This is a genomic window from Amycolatopsis bartoniae (genome assembly GCF_014191255.1).
GTDB classification, from domain to species: domain Bacteria; phylum Actinomycetota; class Actinomycetes; order Mycobacteriales; family Pseudonocardiaceae; genus Amycolatopsis_E; species Amycolatopsis_E bartoniae.
Genome location: NZ_JACHWH010000011.1, coordinates 16,870 through 39,336, shown reverse-complemented (window position 1 = coordinate 39,336; position 22,467 = coordinate 16,870). Strand labels below are relative to the sequence as shown.

The following is a 22,467-nucleotide window of genomic DNA, read 5'->3' as shown; positions in this document are numbered from 1 at the left end:
GCGGGGTCAGGGCTCAGGCGGGGTCGGGGAGCGGGCTGGTGACAGGTCCCGGAGACGCGGTACGTGATCGCGCCGCTCGGAAGAGCTGGTCGACCCGGTGACGCTCTGGGGCGTCGTCCGGGCGGGCGATGCTGACGGCGACGAACACAGCCAGGTTGGCGACCAGGCCCACCAGTCCGGAACCGAGGCCGCTCAGCCAGGGAACGGCACCACCGGCGTTCATGTAGGGCACCGTCAGCACGAGCGCCACCAAGGCGCCTGTCAAGAGTCCTGTGATCGCTCCTGCCTTGGTGCCGCGGCGCCACACGAGTCCGCCGAAGATCGGAACGGCCAGTTGGATGATCGCTTGGTAGGCCAGCTGCGTGACGCCTGCCAGGTTGGGGGAGTCGTAGATCCGGTAGGCGATGACGGCGGCGATGATCGCGCTCACTCCCATGGCGGCCTTGGCCAGGTAGAGCTCCTGCTTGTCACGCAGCGGGCGGATGACCCCGACGATGTCGTTGGCGACCTGGGTGCCGATGGCCTGGGTGACGCCGTCGACGAAGCCCATGCCGGCCGCGAAGACGACGACCAATGAGCACGCGAGCAGCCACGTGCCGCCGGCATCCTGCGAGACCGCGAAGAACGCCGAAACGGGCTCCTTCGCAGCGAAGGGAAGGGGTGCCGCGCATAGCGCAACTGCGACGAGTAGCACGAAGAACCCGAAGCCGATGACCATGGTCTGCAGGGATCCCTTCTTGACTTCCTGCACGCTGGCCGCGGTGTAGATACGGGTGAAGATCATGGGCCAGCACAAGCTGCCGATGATGCCGGCCGCGACGATGCCGAAGTAGTAGAAGCCGCCGTTCTCGGATCCGAAGCCGGGCAGGCTGAGCTGGCTCTCGCTCAGGCGGTTGAGGTTCGAAAGACCGTGGAAGTAGAAGAAGAGCAGACCCAGGCAGAGGACGGCCGAGCCCAGATAGGCCACGATCCCCTGGACCATGTCGGTCACGATCAGTCCGCGCATGCCCATCTGCACGGTCCAGAACTGGCGGACGACGAGAACGAGGATGCCGATCAGGATCGAGTCGGCGACCGAGAGGTGTCCCAGCGACGCCCACTGGATGACGGCGCCCATGGCGATCAGACCCAGGATGAGCCACGGGAGGAGCGCGACGACGCTGACAGCGCTGGCCACGAGCTTGAGCGCGGGACTGTTGTAGCGCAGAGCCAGCAGATCCGCCTGGGTACGCAGGTCGAACTGCTTGCCCCACTTCCAGACCGGGCGTGCGATGAAGTACATCGCCAGGACGCCGAGGACGGAGTAGACCAGGAAGTACAGACCGACCAGACCGCTGGCCACCATCAGGCCGAAAACTGCGGTGAACGTCGATCCGGGCCACCACGAGTTGGTGTAGGCCATCGACACGAACCAACTGGAGAAAGAGCGCTCCCCTACTGCGTAGTCGCTGAAGGATGCGGCGGCGGCGCGCCGTCGCTTGGTGGTGTGCAGTACACCGACGACGACGGCAAAGAACAGCGCCAGGGAGCCGAAGGTGATGATCATCAGTCCAGCACCCCCCGCCGGCGCTCGAGCAGCCAGAGCCCGTAGGTCACGGCGATCGCGGCCGCGGAGACCAGGAGCATGTACCAGACCGACGCTGGGATTGAGAGCAACATCCCATGTTGCCGGGAGAGCGTGATGTACACCGGCGGCGCCAGTGCGACCGCGTAGACCAGCGCGAACAAGGCGCCGAACAGCACTGTGCCCGGACGCCGCTGTTCGTCCTTCCTGCGTTCCATGAAACCTCACTTGGTCGACCAGGGCGTGAATTCCTGGTGTCGAGACTTCGAGCGTAGGAATGGGCTCGATCGAGGGGCATCGGTCAGCTGACGTATTCGGGGTTTGAGGCCTCGGCCTGGCTCTCCGGGCTCGCTAGAGTCGCGATGCCGCCCGGTCACGAAGGAGTCCCGTGTCGTCCACCACTGGAGCCGAATCCCTCGCCACTGGCGCGGGGCGTTTCGCTGAGCTCGACCTGCGACAGCTCGGCTCCGACCTGCGCGCCCGGCGGGTGTCGTCGATCGAACTGGTCGAGGAGTCCTTGAGCGCCGCCGCACGGTGGGAGCCCCGCGTGAACGCCTTCGTCACGTTGGACGAACGCGGGGCACGCGACGCGGCACGCCAGGCCGACCGTGAGCTCGCGAGCGGATTGGTCCGAGGGCCTCTCCATGGCGTGCCGGTTGCGGTCAAGGACATGATTGACGTGCGCGGTCTCCCGACCACGGCCGGGTCCCGCCACCGTCGCGACCACCTCGCATCCACCGACGCTGCGTGCGTTCGCCGTCTTCGAGATGCCGGTGCTGTCATCGTGGGCAAGACCGCCACCCACGAGTTCGCCAACGGTCCGACCGGAGACCGTGCCGCCAGCGGCCCCACGCGCAATCCCCATGCCGTTGACCACATGGCCGGGGGCTCGAGCAGCGGATCGGCCGCGGCGATCGCGGCAGGCATCGTCCCGCTGGCGCTCGGCACGGACACGGGTGGATCAGCACGCATCCCCGCTGCCTTATGCGGCATCGTGGGACTGAGGCCGACCTACGGCGCTCTCAGCACCAAGGGTGTGCTACCCCTTTCGGCCTCACTCGACACAGTGGGCGTCATGGCGCGCAGCGCCGAGGACGCGGCGGTGCTCTGGGCCGCGCTCAGCACGGCACACTCGACCAATGCACCGCGCGCCGACGCCCCGGCGCCACGTCTCGGCTGGGTGCTGCCCGGGCTGCTGCACCCGACGTCGCAGGAGGTCGTCGGCGCCGTCCGGGGCCGCGTGGATGGCCTTGTCACTGGCGAGGTGGTCCTGCCCGAGGCAGAACAGCTCCGGTCGGCCTATGCGGTCATCCAGGGACGCGAGGCCTTCGCCGTACATCGTGATCGGCTCGAGTCGAACCCCGAGTTGTACGACGCCGAGGTCCGCGATCGCCTGCTCGCCGGCGCCACCGTCACCGTCACATCGTGGTCGGCGGCTCTGGCCGTTCGTGAGCGTGTCCGGGCGGTCGTGAGCGACCTCTTCGACACTTACGACTTCCTGGCCTTGCCGACGACGCCGATGCCCGCGCCGGTTGTGGGTGCGCGTGCCGGAAAGATCGATGGCCACCCCGTCGACATCCGCGCGGCCCTTCTGTCGCTGACGAGCCCGTGGAGCGTTCTCGGGCTCCCAGCCATGTCGGTACCGGTCGGTCATGCTGACGGGCTGCCGATAGGGCTCCAACTGGTCGGGCCGCCCGGCTCGGAGGCGACCCTGCTCCGGACCGCTGCCGCGATGAGCTGACGGTTGGCGCGATTCTCACCGCGATTTCTACGGGGTGGTCGCCGGCGACTGGTTCGTCATTCCGTCAGAAGTCGAACAGGATGTCCGAGGTGCACAGCTGGGCGGTCCGTGAAGACCCTCAGGCGTCCGTGGCGTTGAGGAGAACAAGGTCGGCGCCGGCCGCGATCGCCGCGAGCCGCGCTCGCGACTCGCATGCGAGCTTGTCGAGCAGGTGCTCGACATGGGTGGAGACCGTGCGCGGACTGATGAAGAGCTCCCCGGCGATCCGCGGATTGGAGAATCCTTGTGCCACCAGGTGCAGGATCTGGGCCTCCCGGGGGCTGAGGTCGAAGGGCCACGGGATCTGTTCCTCGCTGATCAGGGTGGCCTGACCGCGGCACGGGATGACTTCGATACGGTGACAGCTCCCCTTCGGGCCTGCCCACAGATAGCGCCGGCGAACCGAGCCACGCATAGCCAGGTCGTGGAGCACACGGTTGGGCATGTGCTCCAGGAGAACCGGTCCGGCCGATCGCCCGGGCATCTGCGAGACGGTCCCCGTGGGGGAGATGACCACTGCGTGGGCGTCGGGACCCACCTGCTGCTCGGCCGGGAGCGCGCTCAGCAGGTCACACGCCTGCGCGAGTAGTGGCCGGAAGCCCTCGATCGTGCGTCGTGCCTCGTCGCTGGCGTCGTGCGGACGTGCCCAGCTGATGTGCAGCGCTCCGGTGTAGCGACCGTCCGGGAGCCGCAGGCACATCGTCGCGCCCTCTTTGAATCCCGCCGGGATCAGGACCGCTTCCGCGGAGAAGGTCTTGGAGAACTCGACCTGCCAATCACGGGCGAGGTCGGACCACCTCAGCGCGTGGGGTACGCGGGTGTGCAAGAGCTGAAAACCGGGATTCTCCTGGACGAAGGCGTCGTTCATGTGGGCCTGGACCCGCGTGGAGTAACCCTCGCTCGCCAGTGTGACGTGGCGGTGGGTTCCTGACACGGCGTCCCAGGCTGAGAGGGCGTACCCCTCCCAGGGGATGAGTTCACGCAGCACCTGCATCGCCGTCACCGCTCGCTCACGTACCAGATCGGCCTCGACGGAATCAGGAGGAACGTTCGTGGCCATGGCGGAAGTACCGCTTCGATCCGCATCTCGCACCTCGGGGTCACATCACATGTGATTGAGCCCGAATGCTAGACGATCTGAGGGGTGCACGTCTGGAGTGACGTCGCGCTGTTCTGGTTGTGATCTCCAGAGACGTTGGTCAGCCTGCTGATCGGGGGGCGACGCCGCGGCGCCTCCGCATGAAAGCGGCGAGGCCCGTCCGGCGTTCGCCCCAGTGCTTGTCGATCCGCTTCCAGTAGCTGCTGGGGTGTGCGTCGGCGGCCTCAGGATCCGGGCAGCATCCGGCTCCGCAATGCTCGGGTTCGGCCGGGTCAGGCGCGTCTTTACGCGTCGCGGTCATCGCCCTTCGAGGCCGACCGGCCAAGGCCCGCGCCGCGCCGCACGGGCAGCTGTCGCGTCCCTGCCTGAGATATGGCGCGATCAGGACCGCTACCGCGCGACGGGGCGAGGTTACAGCACAGCGCCGGCCAGTCGGGCCAGGGCGTCGATGCCACCCTCGGTCGGCAGGAAGACGAGATCGTCCGCTCCCATGTCCTGGAACACCTGGACCGTCTTCCGGACCTCTGTCGCTCCGACTGACACGCTGTCCGCGACCATGTCCGCGACGGGTGCCGTGAGGGTGTGGGAGGAGTAGTAGTCGCGCACCGCCGCGCGTGACTGTTCGACGTCACCGAACCCGAAGTAAGCAAGTCCCACGAGCCGTGGCGGACTGGTTCGTCCCGCGGCGGACCACGCAGCGCGGGCTGCGTCGAACACGGAGCCCACCATCGCGGCCGGAACCGTCGGACCTATGACGCCTTCGCCTTCGCGCGCGGCCCGCCGCAGTGCCGGCTCGCTCTGTGCGCCGAACAGCAGCGGAATCTGGCGGGTCCCAGCGGGTACCGCCGGGTTCTCGCCGTGCGCGACCGGTTCACCGCGCCAGACACTGCGGTAGAGGTGAAGATCGGCGTCCAGGCGCTTGCCACGCCCGTCCACCCCATGCCCGGGCACCACGAAGTCGTCCGGGCGGACTCCCACTCCGATGCCGAGCGTCAGCCGTCCGCCCGACACCGCGTCGATCCCGGCGACTTCCTTGGCCAGCAGGGCCGCCGGCCAACTCGGGGCGATCAGGATGTGGCTGACCAACTCGATCCGCTCCGTCACCGCGGCGGCCGCGGCAAGTGACACGGTGTCGCTGACCGCCGGGTAGGCGAAGCGGCCCGCCGTGCCCAACGTGGCAAAACCGGCCTCTTCGGCCGCGGCCGCCCAGCGGGGGATCTCCCGTGTTTCGCCCGTCAGGTTGGGCAGCGTGATACCGATCTTCATGGATGTCCTTCCGACGTGGGTATCGCCATGCGCGAAACGGGGCGATGCTGCTTCCTCTGCAGGACACCGGCAGGGCCCTGCCGGCGGTCAGGCTGCTTCACGGTTTCCAGATCTCGGCTGAGGGCTCGCCTGCCGTCCCGCAGGTCCACCGGCACCGGTCGCCGAATGCCCTGCAGTGGCGCCGGCTGTGCCTCGCCCGGCTGCTGTCTATCGCAGGAGGCGGGCGATGTGGGCACGGGTCGTTTTCGCTTCGGGGATCGGCATCAACATCCAGTCGTGCACCATATCGGCGGTCTCTTCAATGGTCACCTGCGTGCCGGGGGCGTCTCGGGCGAGGTCGGCGTAGCGGTGAGCATCCGGGTTCAGGAGGTCCCTGGTGCCGGTGAAGACAGTGATCGCGCCGAGGTGGTCGACCCGGGCGTGAACGGGGCTGACCAGTTCGCTGTCGGGCCCGTCGGGGCCCGCATAGCTGGCGGCGAGAGCGCGGATGTAGTCGAGCTTCAGCAGCGGATCGCGGGGGGCGATGCGGGCGCTTTCTGGATTCGCGAACGTGAGATCGAACGTCGGGGACAGCAGCACTGTCACATCCGGCGCGGGGGCGCCCTCGGGGAGGGCGACAAGCAGGTTCAGGGCCATTGTCGCTCCCGCCGAGTCGCCGACGAGTGCCGTCGGCACCTCTCCTGCGATCGCCCCCCACAGGTCCGTCAGAACCGGAGTGATGTCCCGGTGGGTGACCGCTGGAACGAGGGGGAAGATCGGTACGACGAAGGTCCGCGAGGTGCGGACGACGAGGTCGGCGATGAGGTTCCAGTGCCCGGCCTGGATCTCCGCTGCCCACGCCCCGCCATGCAGGTACAGGGCTTGCTTCCCGGAGGGCGTCTCCGGCGCGAGCGTGAATACCGGCCAGTCGCGGAACGTGCTCCGCGTTATGGTTACCCTCTTCTCGACGGACGGCGGCGGCGAATACTGGGCCGCCGTGCTCGGCTCCTTGGTGAATTTCTTCGGGTTGAACTGCTCTCGAGCACGCATGAGCGTCATGGCGCCGGCGAGCAGTCGGCTCTGCAGGCTCGGACTCATTTCGCGGCGGCGTTGGTGTAGGAGCCGGAACGGACATCGTCGATCAGTGATCGCGGCGTGGGACTCCAGCCGAAGGTGTCGCGGGCTTTGGAGGCATCGAGGCGGCTCGTGGTCGTCAGGATGCGGGCGGCGGGTCCGAAGTTCTGTTCCGCGACTTCGAGCGGTACGGATGCCACCGGCGTCCCGGTCAGGTCTGCGATCGCTTCGGCGAGTGCCCGGAACGTGAACGGCACGGCGCCGACAGCGTTGTAGATGCCGGCGACCGGGTGTTCGAGCGCCGCGACGTACACCTCGGCGAGGTCGTCGACGTGGACGGGGGTCCATGCGTTCTGCCCGTCTCCGACGTAGCTTGATGTGCCGGTGTGCTGGGCGGACTGGATCAGTCCGCCCAGCACCGCGGAGCCACCGCGGCCGAAGATCAGCCCGGCGCGGAACACGATGCCGCGGATGCCCGCCTCGCCGCGGACGATGCGTTCCGCGGCGACCTTCACCGGCTGTGCGCTGACCTGCGGCAGAACAGCATCTTCCGACCTGTCCTGGTCCTCCTCGAACCCGTAGACCAGCCCGGTGCTGGTGAAGACGAACGGCTTGCGGGCAGTCCCGGACGCGGCGCCGTCGACCAGCGCCGTGACCGCGGCCAGCTCCCTGGCCGTCGATTGGTCGGTCATCGTGTAGTCGACCGCCGCGTGAATGACGGCATCGGCGGTGGCCGCGGCGCCGGTGAGGACGGCGGTGTCGCTGAGCGACCCGGCCACAGGTGTGGCACCCGCCTCGTGCAGGCGGGCGGCGCTGGCGTCCGAGCGGGCAAGGGCTGCCACGTCGTGTCCGGCCGTGACGAGGTGCTCGACGAGGACGGTACCGAGATAGCCCGTCCCGCCGGTGATGAAGACCTTCATGATGATTCCGTTCCTCAGCGATTTCGCTCTCGAATCATCACGCTAAACTCTTACATCAGTGTCAATGTCAAGCGGAAGCGAGCGTGGGGCATCGGCGACGAGGCCGAAGTGCGGGCGGGCTCCTGGTCGAGCCGTGCCTCGACGGCGGGCTCGAGATGAGCGTGGGGCTGCTCATCCCACCGCTCACTTCTGAGCTGGTGCGCGAGGCCATCCACCGCCTCCGGGTAGCCCCTCTGCTCCACGGCTTCCGTGGTGCACCGGCGCGCGACATCGACAGCCTCGTGCGGTTGGTGCTCGACCGGCGCAGGACCCTGAGTCTCGCGATCAGCCCGGTTGAGCGGAACCTGGACACGTTCACGGCGATCCGTGAGGAATTGCGGGCGCTGGTCGCCTGACCGGCACGAGCCGGTGCGAAAAATGGCCAGACCTGTGCGGCTAGTGGCTCGCCGCGCCGGACCGCTCCGCCTTAACGTGACAAGCACCTCATCCGGTTCAGCACCGCGATGCGCGCAACAGCAATGCGAATGTCAAAGTGGACGGAGCAGCACGTGGTCAAGTCGTGGCTTTTCGAGATTTTCAGCTATCCGTACGATCCGACCCCCGAGAAGTTCGATCCCGATCACCGCGGAACGAGCGGCACAACTGCGCCTGCCGCAGATGGTCGGTGACAACAGTGAATCACACGCGACGGCGTTCACCGTCACCACCGATCACGTCGACAGCGGAACGGGCGTCTCCGCGGCGGACCGGGCACGGACGGTGCGCGCGCTGGCCGACCCGGCGACTCGGCCGGCGGATCTTCGCCGGCCCGGGCACATTTTCCCGCTGCAGGCGCGGGACGGCGGGGTGCTCGCCCGGGCGGGACACACGGAGGCGGCGATCGACCTGATGAAGCTGACCGGTCGGGTTCCCGCCGCAGTGATCGGCGAGATCGTGGCACCGGACGGTTCGATGTCGCGCGGAGCGCAGTTGCGGGCTTTCGCCGAGGAGCACGGGCTGCCGATCTTGGCCATCGCGGATCTCGTCCGTTTCCGCCGCGTCACCGAGCGTTTGGTCGAGCGGGTCGCGACGGCGGCCCTTCCCACGGTGTTCGGTGATTTTCGGGCCGTGGCATACCGTTCCACGCTGGACGGCGCCGAACACCTTGCCATCGTGCGGGGTGACGTCGCGGCCGCGGGACGGTCGGCGGCGGGAGCGCTCGTCCGGGTCCACAGCGAATGCCTGACTGGCGACCTCATCGGCTCGCTGCGGTGCGACTGTGGTGCGCAGCTGGAGCACGCTCTCCGGGCGGTTTCCGACGAAGGCTGCGGTGCGATCGTCTACTTGCGAGGACACGAGGGGCGCGGCATCGGGCTGGCGCACAAGATCCGTGCCTATGCGTTGCAGGAGAAGGGGCTCGACACGGTCGAGGCGAACCTCGTGCAAGGCCTGCCCGTCGACTCGCGCGGCTACGACACCGGCGCGCAGATCCTGGCCGACCTCGGCATCCGCCGGCTTCGGCTGATCACGAACAACCCCGCCAAGTTCCGCGGGCTCCACGATCACGGCCTCGAGGTAGTCGAGCGGGTCGCGGTGCCTTTCGCCGAGAACCCGTGCAATCTGCGCTACTTGCGGACCAAGCAGGAGCGGATGGGGCACCTGCGTCCCTCTCAGCAGCGCGCGATGTGACGGAGGGAGCCGCGAACTGGAGGTGAAATGCGACCGTCTGGTGGCGGCCGAGCGTGATCCGTGAATCCTCGCGTGCGTCACCCAGCCGGCCACCGGAACTCGTCGCCCGGATCGCCCGCGCGGTACCTCGACAGGGTCATTTCGCACGCGTTGAACACGCTCGCCATGCACTACGGCGATCGCTGACAGTCCCTGGCTCGTCGCCGAGTTGACCAGTGCAGGGTGTGAGTTATGGGTGCGGTGATTCGGTGGAATAAGCGGCCAGCCGAGTCGCAGGAGGAGGTTCTGTGGCTGGCCGCCGCGCACCTGCCGGTCATCTGGGCGAGGCAGGTGCTCGGCCAGCTGGCCCGCTCCGGGCAGTCCTCGCACGCGGAGATCAGCGCCGCCTGCGGACCCGTACGGCGCCTGACAGCGGAGGGCGGATCCTTCACGTGTGTGCGGGCCCGCCCGCCTTCCAGGCCGCCTCGATCATCCGGAAGATCTCGTCCACCGCGGCCTCCGGATCCGGCGCCTCGCGGGCGAGCGAGTGGGAATCGACCACGAACCTCGCGATCGTCCGGCAGAACGTCGTGGGCTGTGCCAGCTCCAGCTCGGTGGCGATGGCCGCGGCCAGCGAGTTCGCGTGCCGCAACCGCATCGACTCCTCGTACTGCCGCAGCGTGGGGGATTCGTCCACCATGCGCCAGATCGGGGCGGCGTCGCCCGTCGCGCAGTGCCGCACCATCACCAGGATCTCGCGGCGCAGTGCCGGGATGAGTGGTTCGTGTGGGGCCCGGTCCGTGACCGCCCGCGCGAGGCGTTGCTCGAAGTCCTCGTTCCGCTCGAACACCAGGGCCTCTTTCGAGGCGAAGTGCGAGAAGACCGTGGTGACGGCCACGTCGGCTTCGGCGGCCACCTCGCGGATGCCCACCTCGTCGTACCCGCGTTCCAGGAAGAGCCGCAGTGCGGTGTCGGCGATCTTCTGGCGGGTCGCGGCCTTCTTGCGCTCGCGGCGTCCGGGCGGGGCGGTCATGAGTTGATGCTACCAACTACGAAACCCTAATCGTTTTAAAACACTAACTGTTAGTGCTATGGTCGAGGGCATGAAGAGAGTGAGCTTCGCCGAGTTCGGCGGTCCCGAGGTGCTGCGGCTGGTGGAGGTGGAGGAGCCCCACGCGGGTCCCGGTCAGGTACGCATCGCCGTGCGGGCGGCCGGTGTGAACCCCGTCGACTGGAGGATCCGTGAGGGCCAGTTCCAGCCGATGGAGCTGCCCGCCGGGATCGGGCTGGACGCCGCCGGAGTCGTGGACGAGGTCGGCGACGGCGTCGACGGGATCGCGGTCGGCGACGCCGTGTTCGGTGAAGGTTCGAGCACGTACGCGGAGTTCGCCGTGCTGACGGCGTGGGCCCGCATGCCCGGGGGGCTGACGTTCGAAGAGGCCGCCGGATACCCCTCGGTGGTGGAGACCGCGCTGCGCATCCTGCGTGAGGTTGGCGTGGAGAGCGGGCAGACGCTGCTGGTCAACGGCGCGTCCGGCGGTGTCGGATCGGCGGTGCTGCAGATCGCCCGCGAGCGCGGGATCACCGTGATCGGCACGGCCGGTGCCGCGAACCAGGACTACCTGCGTGGCCTGGGTGCCCTCGCCACGACCTACGGCGAGGGCTGGGTCGAGCGCGTGCGGCAGCTCGGCCACGTCGACGCGGCGCTCGACCTGGCCGGTTCGGGCGTGCTGCGCGAGCTCGTCGAGCTGACCGGGGACGCGGGGAAGGTGCTCACCACCGCCGACCGCGGTGCCGAGGACGCCGGGGTCCGGTTTTCCGGCGTCGCCGGGAGCGTGCCGGACGCGCTCGCCGACGCGGCCCGTCTCATCTCACAGGGAAAGCTGCACATCCCCGTCGAGAAGTCGTACGCGCTCGCCGACGCCGCGGCCGCGCACGTCGACAGCCAGGCCGGTCACACGCGCGGTCGCCGGGTGATCATCGTCTGAGCTCAGACGAACAGCGTGACGCCGCCGCCGGGCACGAGCGGGATCTCCGGCAGGGGCGCGCGTACCGCGTGCAGGTACGGCACCCGCCGATCGCTGAACACCGGCGCGCCCGCCTGGCCGTGCGACCGGCCGCTCGCGGGCCGAACATCAACGGCCGGCCCGTCAGCGACCCAGCTCGCCGAGCGGGTGGGTGAGCGGTGCGCGGGCTTCAGCCGCGCGTGGCCCGGTTGCCCCAGTCGATGCTCAGCCGCACGGCGTGCCGCCAGTTCGCGTACTCCGCGTCGCGGCGGGCGGCGGGCATCTGCGGCAGCCACTGCGCCGCGCGGTGCCAGTTGCGGCGCAGCCCCCGCAGGTCCGGCCACAGCCCGACGGCCAGCCCCGCGGCGTAGGCGGCGCCGACGGACACCGTCTCGGCGAGCATCGGGCGCATCACCGGCACGTCCAGCACGTCCGCGATGAGCTGCATCAGCAGGTGGTCCGGCGTCATCCCACCGTCCACTTTGAGCGCCTTCGCCGTCAGCCCGGAATCGGCGTTCATGGCCTCGACGACCTCACGGGTCTGCCACGCCGTCGCCTCCAGCACCGCGCGGGCGAGATGGCCCTTCGTCACGTAGGAGGTCAGCCCGACGACGATGCCCCGTGCCTCGCTGCGCCAGTGCGGGGCGAACAACCCCGCGAAGGCGGGCACGATGTAGCAGCCGCCGTTGTCGTCCACCGTCCTGGCGAGGGTTTCGATCTCCGGCGCCGTGCGGATGAGCCCCAGCGCGTCGCGGAACCACTGCACGAGCGAGCCGGTGACCGCGATCGAGCCTTCCAGCGCGTAGTGCGCGGGCTCGGCGTCGAGCTGGAACGCGACCGTGGTCAGCAGTCCGTGCCGCGAGGACACCGGTTCCGTGCCGGTGTTCATGAGCAGGAAGCTGCCCGTGCCGTAGGTGCACTTGGCCTCGCCCGCGTCGAAGCACGTCTGGCCGAACAACGCCGCCTGCTGGTCGCCGAGCGCCGCGGCGATCCGCAGCCCGGGCACGACCCGGCGGGTGACGCCGTGCTCCCGCGCCGATGGCTGGATCTCCGGCAGCATCGCGCGCGGGACGCCGAAGAACGCCAGCAGGTCGTCATCCCAGTCCAATGTGGACAGGTTCATCAGCAGGGTGCGGCTGGCGTTGGTGACGTCGGTGACGTGGCTGCCGCCGTCGGCACCGCCGGTCAGGTTCCAGATCAGCCAGCTCTCCATGGTGCCGAACAGCACGTCGCCGCGTTCGGCGCGCTCGCGCAGGCCCGGGGTGTGATCGAGCAGCCAGCGGACCTTGGGTGCGGAGAAGTACGTCGCGAGCGGCAGCCCGCTGCGTTCCCGGACCCGCTCGGCACCGGGCAGCGCCGACAGCGCGCGGACGAGGTCCTCGGTGCGGGTGTCCTGCCACACCACGGCGTGGCCGACGGGAACACCCGTGTGCCGGTCCCACAACACGGTGGTTTCCCGCTGGTTGGCGATGCCGAGCCCCGCCACCTGGCCCGCGTCGATCCCGGCCTCCCGCAACGCCTGCGGCACGATCCGGTCGACGTTGCGCCAGATCTCGGTGGCGTCGTGCTCGACCCAGCCGGGCCGCGGGAAGTGCTGCCGGTGCTCGCGCTGCACGACGGCGACGAGCCGGGCCCGCTGGTCGAACACCAGGCAGCGGGTGGACGTCGTGCCCTGGTCGATCGCCATCACGTGGTGCGCGGGCATCAGCGGACCTCCGGCCGGTTCATGACCAGAGGTTAACGGTGGGGACACCGTTCCCGGCGTGGTGGACACCGGTCACCGGCTTCCGCTAACGCTCTGTCTCCAGATCGCGGCTCACCGCGAGTGCCGCGTCCAGGACGCTACGCACGAGCACGGGGCGCGGGCGGCCGCGGGTGTCGCAGAGCCGGTCGACCGCGCCGGTGATGCCGATGGCGCCGACGACGAGCCCGCCGAACGAGCGGACCGGCGCGGCGACGCCGGCTTCACCGGGCACGAACTCCTCCACCTCCGCCGCCCAGTCCGCCTCGCGGATCCGCGCCAGCGCGGCCGCCAGTGCCGGGCCGGCCGTGAGGGTGCGGCGGGTGTAGGGCTCGGGCGCACCGGACAGCACGGTCCGGGCGAGGTCGGCGTCGAAGGCGAGCAGGACCTTGCCGAGCGCGGTCGCGTGCAGCGGCTGGGAACTGCCGACGTCGAGCGACTGCTGCGTGTCGTCCGGCCGGAACACGTGGTGCACCACCAGCACGCTGCCCTCGCCCGGCACGCCGAGCCGCACGGCTTCCCCGCTGCGGGCGGCCAGCGCGTCGGCCCAGTTGCTCGCGCGCGAGCGGAGGTCGTTGGCGTCGAGGTAGCCGGGACCGAGGTGCGACAACGCGTCGCCGAGCGAATACTTGCCGGACACGGGATCCTGGTGCACGAAGCCCACGCCCTGCAGGGTGCGCAGCAGCCCGTGTGCCGTGCCCTTCGCGAGCCCGAGGCCGGCGGCGATGTCGGCGAGCCCGAGCCGCCCGGACCCGCGCGCGAGCAGCCGCAGGATCGCGGCGGCGCGTTCGATGGACTGGATGGGGCCCGGCACGAGGCGAACCTTAGCCCTTGCCGTTCGACAATGCCGACCGTCTCTTCCGAGCCCCGAGCAGCCGTCCGGCCCGGCGTGGCTTGCGCGAGCGGGACCGAGCGTTCGACGATGTCGAACGACGCCCGTTGTCGCCCTCCCGATCGCTTCTTAACGTCCCCGGCACCCGCCCCGGTGGCGTGGCGGGACTGGGTTCGGAGGTGGCAATGGAGCGTCTCAAGGCCGGCGGGCTCGCCGGCGAGGTGCTGGCGGAGTTCGCCGGCACCATGATCCTGATCCTGTTCGGTGTCGGCGTGGTCGCGCAGGTCGCGGCCGCGGGCATCGGCGGTCACGACAGCATCGCGTGGGCCTGGGGCCTCGGCGTGGTGCTCGGCGTGTTCGTCTCGGCCCGCATCAGCGGCGGGCATCTCAACCCCGCGGTGACGGTGGCGCTGGCGGTGTTCCGCGACTTCTCCTGGCGCAAGGTGGCCCCGTACGTGCTCGCCCAGACCGCGGGCGCGTTCGTCGCGGCCCTGTTGGTGCGGTGGAACTACGGCGAGGTCCTGTCGGCCGCCGACCCGGGGCACACCATCAAGACCCAGGGCGTGTTCTCGACCCTGCCGGGCAACGGCACACTGCCCGTGAGCGACCTCGGCGCGCTGCGCGACCAGATCATCGGCACCGCGATCCTGCTGTTCCTCATCGCCGCGATCACCGACGTGCGCAACCTCGTGCCGCCGCAGTGGGCCTCGCCGATCGTCGTCGGCGCCGTCGTCGTGGGCATCGGCATGGCGTGGGGCACCGACGCCGGGTACGCGATCAACCCCGCCCGTGACTTCGGCCCTCGCCTCGCGTCCTTCCTCACCGGTTACCACGGCGCGTGGCACGACCAGTACGGCGATCTCTACTTCTGGGTGCCGATCGTCGGCCCCCTGATCGGCGGCGTCGTCGGCGTCGGTCTCTACCGGCTGCTCGTCGGCCGGTTCCTCCCCACCGCCGGGGCGGGCGAGCCCGGGCGGATCCCCGTCGAGGCCAACGCCTGAAACACGGCCTGAACAGGAAGGTGACGACAATGGGCGAGTTCGTCGGCGCGATCGACCAGGGCACGACCAGCACCCGGTTCATGGTCTTCGACCACGGGGGCAATGAGATCGTGCGGCACCAGCTGGAGCACGACCAGATCCTGCCGCGGCCCGGCTGGGTCGAGCACAACCCGACCGAGATCTGGGAACGCACCCGCGCGGTCGTCGAAAGCGCGCTCACCAAGGGGAACCTGCGGGCGAGCGACCTCGCGGCGGTCGGCATCACCAACCAGCGCGAGACGACCGTGGTGTGGAACCGGCACACCGGCCGGCCCTACACCAACGCGATCGTCTGGCAGGACACGCGCACCGACCGCATCGCCGCCGCGCTCGACGCGGACGGCCGCGGGGACGTGATCCGGCAGAAGGCGGGCCTGCCGCCCGCGACGTACTTCTCGGCGGGCAAGCTGCAGTGGATCCTGGAGAACGTCGACGGCGTGCGGGCCGCGGCCGAGGCGGGCGACGCGATCTTCGGCACGATGGACACCTGGCTGCTGTGGCACCTCACCGGCGGCGTCGACGGCGGGGTGCACATCACCGATCCCACCAACGCCAGCCGCACGATGCTGATGAACCTGGAGACGTGGGACTGGGACGACGAGCTGCTGTCCTTCTTCGGCATCCCGCGCCAGATGCTGCCGTTCATCCTTCCGTCCGGTAACCCCGAGCTGCACGGCGTGACCCGCGCGAACGGGCCGTTCGGCGGCGAGGTGAAGCTGGCGGGGGTGCTCGGCGACCAGCAGGCGGCGACCGTCGGCCAGCTGTGCTTCCGGCCCGGCGAGGCCAAGAACACCTACGGCACCGGCAACTTCCTGCTGCTCAACACCGGCCACGAGCTGGTGCGCTCGCAGCACGGGCTGCTCACCACGGTGGCCTACCAGTTCGGTGAGGAGAAGCCGGTCTACGCGCTGGAAGGCTCGATCGCCGTCACCGGCTCGGCCGTGCAGTGGCTGCGCGACCAGCTGGGCATCATCAGCGGTGCCGCGCAGAGCGAAGCGCTGGCGAGCCAGGTCGGCGACAACGGTGGCGTCTACTTCGTCCCGGCGTTCTCGGGCCTGTTCGCGCCGTACTGGCGTTCCGACGCTCGCGGCGCGCTGCTGGGCCTGTCCCGTTACAGCACCAACGCCCATGTGGCCCGCGCGACGCTGGAGGCGATCTGCTACCAGAGCCGCGACGTGGTCGAGGCGATGACCGCGGACTCCGGCGTCGAGCTGGAGGTGCTGCGGGTGGACGGTGGGGTGACCGCGAACCAGCTGTGCATGCAGCTGCAGGCGGACATCCTGGGCGTGCCGGTGTCGCGGCCGGTGGTCGCCGAGACCACCGCGCTCGGCGCCGCCTACGCCGCCGGTTTGTCGGTCGGTTTCTGGGGCTCCACGGACGAGCTGGAGCAGAACTGGCAGGAGGACCGCCGCTGGGAGCCCACGTGGAGCGACGAGCAGCGGGCTGAGGGCTACGCGGGCTGGAAGAAGGCGGTTTCCCGCACGGTCGGCTGGATCGACGCGGACTGACGGAAGCGAAGGAAGTAGGACACGTGCACGAATCCCTTGCCGGGCACCGGGCCCGGACCACGGAGCTGCTGACCACCGGCCGGTTCGACGTGCTGGTGATCGGTGGCGGCATCGTCGGACTGGCCACCGCCTGGGAAGCCGCCAGGGCCGGGCTGCGCGTGGCGGTGGTCGAGAAGGGCGACTTCGCCTCGGCCACCTCCAGCGCGTCGTCGAAGCTCGTGCACGGCGGCCTGCGGTACCTGGCGATGGGCAACGTCAAGCTGGTGCGGGAGAACCACCGTGAACGCCGTGCGCTCGGCACCACGGTGGCCCCGCACCACGTGCGCCCGTTGCCGTTCCTCGTGGCACTGCGCCGCGGTGGCCCGCACGGGCCGGTGACGATCGGCGCCGGGATGCTCGCCTACACGGCGTTGTCCGGGTTCGCCGACGGCATCGGGCACGTCATCTCTCCCGGGCGGGCGCAGCAGTACGTGTCGGGCCTGCGTGCCGGCGCGCTGACGGCGTGCGGGATCTACCACGACCACCAGATGAACGACGCCCGGCTCGCGGTCACCACGGCGCGGGCCGCCGCGGAGTCCGGTGCCGTGCTGCTCAACCACGCCGAGGTGCTCGGCCTGCGCACCACGGGGGGCCGGGTGTCCGGTGTGGACGTTCGGAACACGTTGTCCGGCAACGAGTTCGGAATCGACGCCGAGGTGGTCGTCAACGCCGCCGGGCCGTGGGTCGACCACCTGCGGCGGCTGGAGGACCCGGCGGCACGGCCGAGCATGCGGCTGTCCAAGGGCACGCACCTGGTGCTGCGGCGGCACGGCACGTGGGACGCCGCGGTCACGACCCCGCTCGACGGGGGCCGGGTGTCCTTCGCGATCCCGTGGGAGGGGCAGCTGCTGCTGGGCACCACGGACGAGGAGTACCGGGGCGACCCGGCCGATGTCCGTCCGACGGACGCCGACGTGGACCAGATCCTCGGCGAGGCCGGGCTGTCGATCGGGGAGGAGCACCTGCGCCGGTCCGACATCGTGTACTCCTTCGCGGGACTGCGCGTGCTGCCCGGCGGCGAGGGCGACACCCAGCACGCCAAGCGCGAGACCGTGGTCAGCGTCGGGCGCGGCGGCATGATCAGCATCGCGGGCGGCAAGTGGACCACGTTCCGCGACATCGGCCGGAAGGTGCTCGCGCACCTGCGCACACGGCTGCCCCAGGCCGCGCCCGGCCCGGTCAACGCGCCGCTGCCCGGTGCGGCGAGCCCCGAGGCGGTGGAACACGTGCTGCTGCGTGCCGCACCGGAGCTGCCGGGGGACGTGGCCGCCCACCTGGCGCGGCACTACGGCTCGGTGAGCCACGAACTGCTGGCGCTCGGGCTCGAAAACCCCGCCCTGCTCGAACGAGTGCACCCCGGCGGACCCGACATCTGGGCCCAGGTGGTGTACGCGATCGAGCGGGAATGGGCGTGCGAGCCCGACGACGTCCTGCGCCGCCGCACCACGCTGACCGTGCGGGGCCTGGACACCCCCGAGATCCGACGACGGGTCGCGGAACTCCTCCAGGGCGCGCTGGTCTGAAGCCCGGGTAGTAGTTCGGCCTCGCGTCGCACGATCCGGATCCGTTCGGTGCGTACCTGGTCGCGCAGTACCAGGACCACCGCGGTGTCGGTGCCGAGTGCGACCACCGCCGGCACGCCGACCCTGGTCGAGATCGCTTCGGCGAGCAGTGCCCGCAACCCCATCGTCGTCGCGGCGAACCCGGCCTGTGTCAGGCACCAGCCGGCGAGCACGAGCATCCCGCCGTGGCGGGTCACCCCACGACTTCCCCGCCCTGCACGACATGCCGGATGTGCTGTGGGTCGGCGAGGACGCCGATGTCCGCCAGCGGATCGCCCTCGACGACGAGCAGGTCGGCGTGTGCGCCGGGGCGCAGGGTGCCGATCTCGCCGCTCAGGTTCACCAGCTCCGCCGCCACCGTCGTCGCGGAGCGGAGCACCTCCAGCGGGGTCTGGACCTCCGCACGCAGACGGAACTCCGTGTTCTGGTGCCGGTGCATCCCGCCGAGCAGATCCGTGCCGTACACCAGTTTCACGCCGCCACGCGCGGCTCGCTCCAGCGCCGCCAGCCCGGCGCCGAGCACCTCGTCCACCTTCCGCCAGCTCGCCTCCGGCAGCCCGAACTCGCGCCCCTCCTCCTTGAGCGCCCAATAGGTCACGAGCGTGGGCACGAGGAACGCGTCGTGCTCGCGGAACAGCTCCACGCTGCGGTCGTCCAGCAGGTTCCCGTGCTCGATCGAACGGACACCCAGCTCCAGCGCGCGGTTCACGGCCCGTGCGGTGTAGGCGTGCGCGGCGACGTACCGGTTCGCCGCCTCCGCCTCCTCCACCACCGCACGCATCTCCTCCGCCGAGTACTGCGTGGAGTCGATGCGGTCGGTCGGCGACGCGACGCCACCCGAAGCCATGACCTTGATGTGGTGCGCGCCCTTGCGCAGCTCGTCCCGCGCGGCGGCCCGCACGGCGTCCACCCCGTCGGCGATGCGGCCGAGGCCGGCGCAGCACGGGTGGTCGTCGTGCCGGTGGGTGCCGCGGCTCCGGTTGTCGCCGTGCCCGCCGGTCTGGCTCAGCGCCCGCCCGCAGAACAACAGCCGCGGCCCGCGGAACAGCCCTTCGGCCTGTGCGTCGGCGAGACCGTAGTCCGCGCCCGACGCGTCCCGCACCGTGGTGAACCCGCGGGACAGCATCCCGTTCATCGTCCGCGCGCTCTGCAGGGCCACATAGGACGGTGCGGTCGACGGCAGCGAGCCGAGATCCGCGGTGGACGCCGTGACGTGCACGTGTGCGTCGATCAGGCCGGGCAGCACGACGGCGCCACGCAGGTCCTCGGTGCGGACGTCCGCGGTGAGCCCCCGGCCGGTCTCGACGATCCGGCCGTCGGCGCACCGCAGGTCGCCCTCGGTGTACTCGCCGGTCTCCGGGTCGAGCAACAATGCGTTGCGCAGCAGCAGGTTCATCGCAGCTCCCGCAGGGCGGCCACAGCCAACGGCGCGAGTTTCACCGCTGCTTCGACGGACGCCTCGTCGTAGGCGCCCTCCGCGTCGAGGATGGCGAGCGCGCCCAACGTCTCGCCCCCGTCGACCACCGGCACGTTGATCACCGCGCCGCAGCCGAGCGAGTCGATCAGCTCGTGGTCGGCGAACACCTCGCGCACCGACGCCAGGTCCGGCCCGAAGAACGGCTCCTGCCGGACGATGCACCGCTCCAGCCAGCCACCGGTGATCTCGACGCTTTTCTCCCCGCCGACCGGGTACTGCTCGGGGTGGCTCGTGTGAACCCGGCGCATGGTGCGCCGCTCGGGAACCCAGGCCAGCACGGTGAACAGCCGCGCACCGATCTCGGCCCGCACCTTTTCCTCCACAGTGGACAGTTCGGTCACTTGTTCAGCTCCTTCGTGACGGCGACGGGTGCGCCGGACTCGGTCAGTTCCTCCAGCGAGCGGCCCGCGGTGGACAACCCGAAGACCACCACGCACAACACGCCCAGCACCAGTACCGCGGTGGTGAGGCCGAACACGCCGCCGAACCCGAGGCTCGCGGCGAACACGCCGATGATCGTCGGCGCGAGGATGCTGCCGACTCGGCCGAACGCACTCGACAACCCGGTCCCGGTGGCGCGGATCCACGTCGGGAACACCTCCGGGGTGTACGAGTACACCCCGGCGTAGGTGCCGTTGAGGAAGAACGACAGCACCGCACCGGCGAGCGTGATCGACCACGGCGCGTTCATCTGGCTCAGCCAGAAAGCGCTTACCGCCGAGCCGGTGAGATACAGCGCGATCGTGTGCTTGCGGTCGAGGCGCTCGGACAGCCATGCGGCGGAGAAGTAGCCCGGCACCTGTGCGACGTAAATGATGATCGAGAACTCGAAGCTCTTCGTCACCGTGATCCCGCGTTCCACGAGCAGGGTCGGAATCCACGAGAAGAAGCCGTAGTACGAAAAGGTGATGACGAACCAGACGGCCCAGATCACCGCCGTGCGCCGGGCCATCGCCGGGCTCCAGAGGAACTTCAGCGCGGTGAGCAGGTTGACCTTCGGGGTCTCGGTCATCGGCTGGACCGCGGCCTCCGGCACGGGCGGTAACGGTGCCTTCGTGGCTTTTTCGACGGCCCGCTCCAACCGCGCGACCACCTGTTCTGCCTCGGCGGTACGGCCCTGCGCGAGCAGGAACCGCGGCGATTCCGGCAGGGAACGGCGCCACCACAGCAGGAGCACGATCGGCAGCGCGGTGATCACCTGTGCCACGCGCCAGCCCTCGGGCACGGCCGACACGACGAACCGGCCGATGACCGCGGCGGCGACGAACCCGAACGAGAAGAACCCCGCGAGCGCGCCGACGAACCAGCCACGGCGTTTCGCGGGCACGAACTCCGACAGGAACGGGGCGATGATCGCGCTCTCCGCGCCGGCACCCGCACCGGCGAGCACGCGGGAGACCAGGAAGATCTCGTAGTTCGGGGAGAACGCGGCGATCACGGAGAACACCGCGTAGAACGCCAGCGCGTACATCATGACCTTCTTGCGGCCGACGCGGTCGCCGAGCAGGCCGGCCGCGATCGCGCCGAAGAGGAAGCCGAACGGGGTCGCGGAGCCGATCAACCCCAGCTCGCCGTTGCTGAGCTGCCACACCGACTTCACGCCGGGCAGCAGGAACGCGACGACGGCGGAGTCCATGCCGTCGAACGTGTACCCGAGCCCGCCGACGAGCAGCAGGAGGTAGTGCGGCCGGGCCAGCGGCAGCCGGTCGAGTCGTGCCAGGAGCGTCATCCCAACGCCTTCCGGAAGGGGACCACCAGGAGTTCCGACAACGTATCCTGCAGATTCGCGAAACTGCAATACGCTTTGCATGCTTGTAACAGTGGGATACGGTGCGCGGGTGGCGGACAGGAGGAACCTCGACGGGTTCGAGGAGTGGCTACGCGCGCGCGTGCCCGGGCGCGGGCTGCGCCCGAAGTCGGCCGCGGTGGTGGAGGTGCTGGTCTCGCGTCCGCGTGAGGCGTCGTTCGGCTCCACGGCGGACCTGGCCCGGCTCGCGGGGGTCAACGTCGCGACGGTGACCAGGACCGCGCAGGCACTCGGGTTCGCGGGATGGCCCGCGCTGCAACAGGAACTGCGTGCGCGGTACCTGTCGTCGCTGAGTGCGCCCGAGGTCGCCGAGGAGCACCACGGCGTCGGCTCACCCGCGTCGGCCGCGCTGCGCCGGGACCTCGACGGGCTCGCGCTGCTGAACCGTCGGTTCGACGAGGCGGAGATCCGCGAGGTCGCGGAGGCGATCGCCGCCGCGAGGCGCACGGTGGTGATCGCGGACGGCAGTTACGCCGCGGTGGGCATCGCCTTCGCCCACAACGCGCGGCTCGCCGGGTACGACGTGCACGCGATCACGGCGGGCGACGCCGAACTGGCGAACGCCACGGCGAAGCTGACCGCCGACGACGCCTTCGTGGCGATCAGCTTCTGGCGGTTGTACGAGAGCACGGTGCTGGCGGCGAACGAGGCACACGACCGGGGCGCCCGGGTCTTCGCGATCACGGACGCGGCGAGCCCAGCGCTGGCGGAGGCGGCGGAGCGGGTGCTGATCGTGCCCGCCGAGGGCGTGACGTTCTTCCCGTCGCTGACCGGTGGGATCGCGCTGGCCCAGGCGATCGTGGCACAGCTGGCGGCGGTGGACCCCGCCAGGACCGGCAGGTCGATCGAAGCCGCGGAGGCCATGTGGTCCCGGTTCGACCTGCTGCACCGGCGGCCGGGCGGCAAGCCGTCCCCTCAATGACGGAACGCCTCCGCGATCTCGGGCAGCAGCCTGCCGTCCCGGCCTTGCTGGCGAAAATCATTCAGTCCGATGTGGGGAGCAAGGGGGCACAGGTTCCCATCCTGTCGTCCCGACGGTGGCTCGGCGTGGGTGGTACGGCGGGGGCGGCCCGAGTGGCGGAGCCGGCGTGTCCGGAGTCGGACAACCTCTTGTTCGTCAGGGAGA

General features: G+C 70.0%; 20 protein-coding genes. 8 read left to right on the top strand and 12 right to left on the bottom strand.

The features are described 5' to 3' along the window. Positions 1 to 13 precede the first annotated feature (13 nt). Both FHX82_RS31880 and FHX82_RS31875 read right to left on the bottom strand, forming a co-directional pair. A complete protein-coding gene (locus FHX82_RS31880; RefSeq protein ID WP_145936000.1) occupies positions 14 to 1,546 on the bottom strand; it encodes a sodium:solute symporter family protein in 1,533 nt (510 codons plus the stop codon). After that, positions 1,546 to 1,782 carry a hypothetical protein gene (locus FHX82_RS31875; protein ID WP_145936001.1) on the bottom strand — a complete coding sequence of 79 codons (237 nt, stop codon included), beginning with the start codon at positions 1,780 to 1,782 and terminating at the stop codon, positions 1,546 to 1,548. Before FHX82_RS31875 ends, FHX82_RS31880 begins: the two co-directional genes overlap by 1 nt. Before the next feature lie 170 nt (positions 1,783 to 1,952). On the opposite strand from FHX82_RS31875, the gene FHX82_RS31870 reads away from it, so the two are divergent. Further along, on the top strand, positions 1,953 to 3,305 hold the full coding sequence (locus FHX82_RS31870) for an amidase (protein WP_145936002.1): 1,353 nt from the start codon (positions 1,953 to 1,955) through the stop codon (positions 3,303 to 3,305). Between the two features lie 118 nt (positions 3,306 to 3,423). Here FHX82_RS31870 and FHX82_RS31865 read toward each other — a convergent pair whose 3' ends face one another. The 4 genes from FHX82_RS31865 to FHX82_RS31850 form a co-directional block, all read right to left on the bottom strand. After that, a complete protein-coding gene (locus tag FHX82_RS31865; RefSeq protein ID WP_145936003.1) occupies positions 3,424 to 4,404 on the bottom strand; it encodes a helix-turn-helix transcriptional regulator in 981 nt (326 codons plus the stop codon). A 450-nt stretch (positions 4,405 to 4,854) separates the two neighbouring features. Next, positions 4,855 to 5,709 carry an LLM class flavin-dependent oxidoreductase gene (locus tag FHX82_RS31860; protein ID WP_145936004.1) on the bottom strand — a complete coding sequence of 285 codons (855 nt, stop codon included), beginning with the start codon at positions 5,707 to 5,709 and terminating at the stop codon, positions 4,855 to 4,857. 207 nt (positions 5,710 to 5,916) lie between these two features. Beyond that, complete coding sequence (locus FHX82_RS31855) at positions 5,917 to 6,786, bottom strand: alpha/beta hydrolase fold domain-containing protein (RefSeq protein ID WP_145936005.1); 870 nt, start codon at positions 6,784 to 6,786, stop codon at positions 5,917 to 5,919. Then, a complete protein-coding gene (locus tag FHX82_RS31850) occupies positions 6,783 to 7,682 on the bottom strand; it encodes an NAD-dependent epimerase/dehydratase family protein (protein ID WP_145936006.1) in 900 nt (299 codons plus the stop codon). The genes FHX82_RS31855 and FHX82_RS31850 overlap by 4 nt, the downstream gene beginning before the upstream one ends. Positions 7,683 to 7,843: 161 nt before the next feature. On the opposite strand from FHX82_RS31850, the gene FHX82_RS31845 reads away from it, so the two are divergent. Continuing rightward, complete coding sequence (locus FHX82_RS31845) at positions 7,844 to 8,077, top strand: hypothetical protein (protein WP_145936007.1); 234 nt, start codon at positions 7,844 to 7,846, stop codon at positions 8,075 to 8,077. Between the two features lie 262 nt (positions 8,078 to 8,339). Beyond that, on the top strand, positions 8,340 to 9,350 hold the full coding sequence (gene ribA / locus FHX82_RS31840) for a GTP cyclohydrolase II (protein ID WP_308431621.1): 1,011 nt from the start codon (positions 8,340 to 8,342) through the stop codon (positions 9,348 to 9,350). Positions 9,351 to 9,777: 427 nt separating this feature from the next. Here the strand turns inward: ribA and FHX82_RS31835 are convergent, their stop codons facing one another. Beyond that, on the bottom strand, positions 9,778 to 10,362 hold the full coding sequence (locus FHX82_RS31835; RefSeq protein ID WP_145936009.1) for a TetR/AcrR family transcriptional regulator: 585 nt from the start codon (positions 10,360 to 10,362) through the stop codon (positions 9,778 to 9,780). A 70-nt stretch (positions 10,363 to 10,432) separates the two neighbouring features. Between FHX82_RS31835 and FHX82_RS31830 the strand changes: the two genes are divergently transcribed. Next, entirely contained in the window at positions 10,433 to 11,317 is an 885-nt protein-coding gene (locus FHX82_RS31830) for an NADP-dependent oxidoreductase (RefSeq protein ID WP_145936010.1), read from the top strand. Between the two features lie 208 nt (positions 11,318 to 11,525). Here the strand turns inward: FHX82_RS31830 and glpK (FHX82_RS31825) are convergent, their stop codons facing one another. Both glpK (FHX82_RS31825) and FHX82_RS31820 read right to left on the bottom strand, forming a co-directional pair. After that, on the bottom strand, positions 11,526 to 13,040 hold the full coding sequence (gene glpK / locus FHX82_RS31825) for a glycerol kinase GlpK (protein WP_145936011.1): 1,515 nt from the start codon (positions 13,038 to 13,040) through the stop codon (positions 11,526 to 11,528). 85 nt (positions 13,041 to 13,125) lie between these two features. Then, the gene (locus tag FHX82_RS31820) at positions 13,126 to 13,890 is read right to left on the bottom strand and encodes an IclR family transcriptional regulator (RefSeq protein ID WP_145936012.1); all 765 of its coding nucleotides are present in this window, start codon (positions 13,888 to 13,890) and stop codon (positions 13,126 to 13,128) included. Between the two features lie 203 nt (positions 13,891 to 14,093). Here FHX82_RS31820 and FHX82_RS31815 point away from each other — a divergent pair, with 203 nt between their 5' ends. Genes FHX82_RS31815 through FHX82_RS31805 form a run of 3 tightly spaced genes read left to right on the top strand, consistent with a single transcriptional unit; the run spans position 14,094 to position 18,018 of the window. After that, positions 14,094 to 14,909 (top strand): MIP/aquaporin family protein, encoded by an 816-nt coding sequence (locus FHX82_RS31815; protein WP_145936013.1) that lies wholly within the window; start codon positions 14,094 to 14,096, stop codon positions 14,907 to 14,909. 29 nt (positions 14,910 to 14,938) lie between these two features. Continuing rightward, positions 14,939 to 16,456 (top strand): glycerol kinase GlpK, encoded by a 1,518-nt coding sequence (glpK, locus tag FHX82_RS31810; protein ID WP_145936014.1) that lies wholly within the window; start codon positions 14,939 to 14,941, stop codon positions 16,454 to 16,456. Positions 16,457 to 16,479: 23 nt separating this feature from the next. Next, positions 16,480 to 18,018 carry a glycerol-3-phosphate dehydrogenase/oxidase gene (locus FHX82_RS31805; protein WP_145936015.1) on the top strand — a complete coding sequence of 513 codons (1,539 nt, stop codon included), beginning with the start codon at positions 16,480 to 16,482 and terminating at the stop codon, positions 18,016 to 18,018. A gap of 232 nt (positions 18,019 to 18,250) precedes the next feature. Here FHX82_RS31805 and FHX82_RS31800 read toward each other — a convergent pair whose 3' ends face one another. The 3 genes from FHX82_RS31800 to FHX82_RS31790 are packed head-to-tail and all read right to left on the bottom strand — an operon-like array spanning position 18,251 to position 21,263. Beyond that, positions 18,251 to 19,453, bottom strand: a complete 1,203-nt coding sequence (locus tag FHX82_RS31800) for a metal-dependent hydrolase family protein (protein WP_145936016.1) — start codon at positions 19,451 to 19,453, stop codon at positions 18,251 to 18,253. Next, positions 19,450 to 19,875, bottom strand: a complete 426-nt coding sequence (locus FHX82_RS31795) for a GAF domain-containing protein (protein ID WP_145936017.1) — start codon at positions 19,873 to 19,875, stop codon at positions 19,450 to 19,452. The genes FHX82_RS31800 and FHX82_RS31795 overlap by 4 nt, the downstream gene beginning before the upstream one ends. Then, positions 19,872 to 21,263 (bottom strand): MFS transporter, encoded by a 1,392-nt coding sequence (locus tag FHX82_RS31790; protein WP_145936018.1) that lies wholly within the window; start codon positions 21,261 to 21,263, stop codon positions 19,872 to 19,874. Before FHX82_RS31790 ends, FHX82_RS31795 begins: the two co-directional genes overlap by 4 nt. 79 nt (positions 21,264 to 21,342) lie before the next feature. On the opposite strand from FHX82_RS31790, the gene FHX82_RS31785 reads away from it, so the two are divergent. Further along, positions 21,343 to 22,263: a MurR/RpiR family transcriptional regulator gene (locus FHX82_RS31785; RefSeq protein WP_145936019.1), complete on the top strand. Its 921-nt coding sequence runs from the start codon at positions 21,343 to 21,345 to the stop codon at positions 22,261 to 22,263. The last annotated feature ends 204 nt before the right edge of the window (positions 22,264 to 22,467 follow it).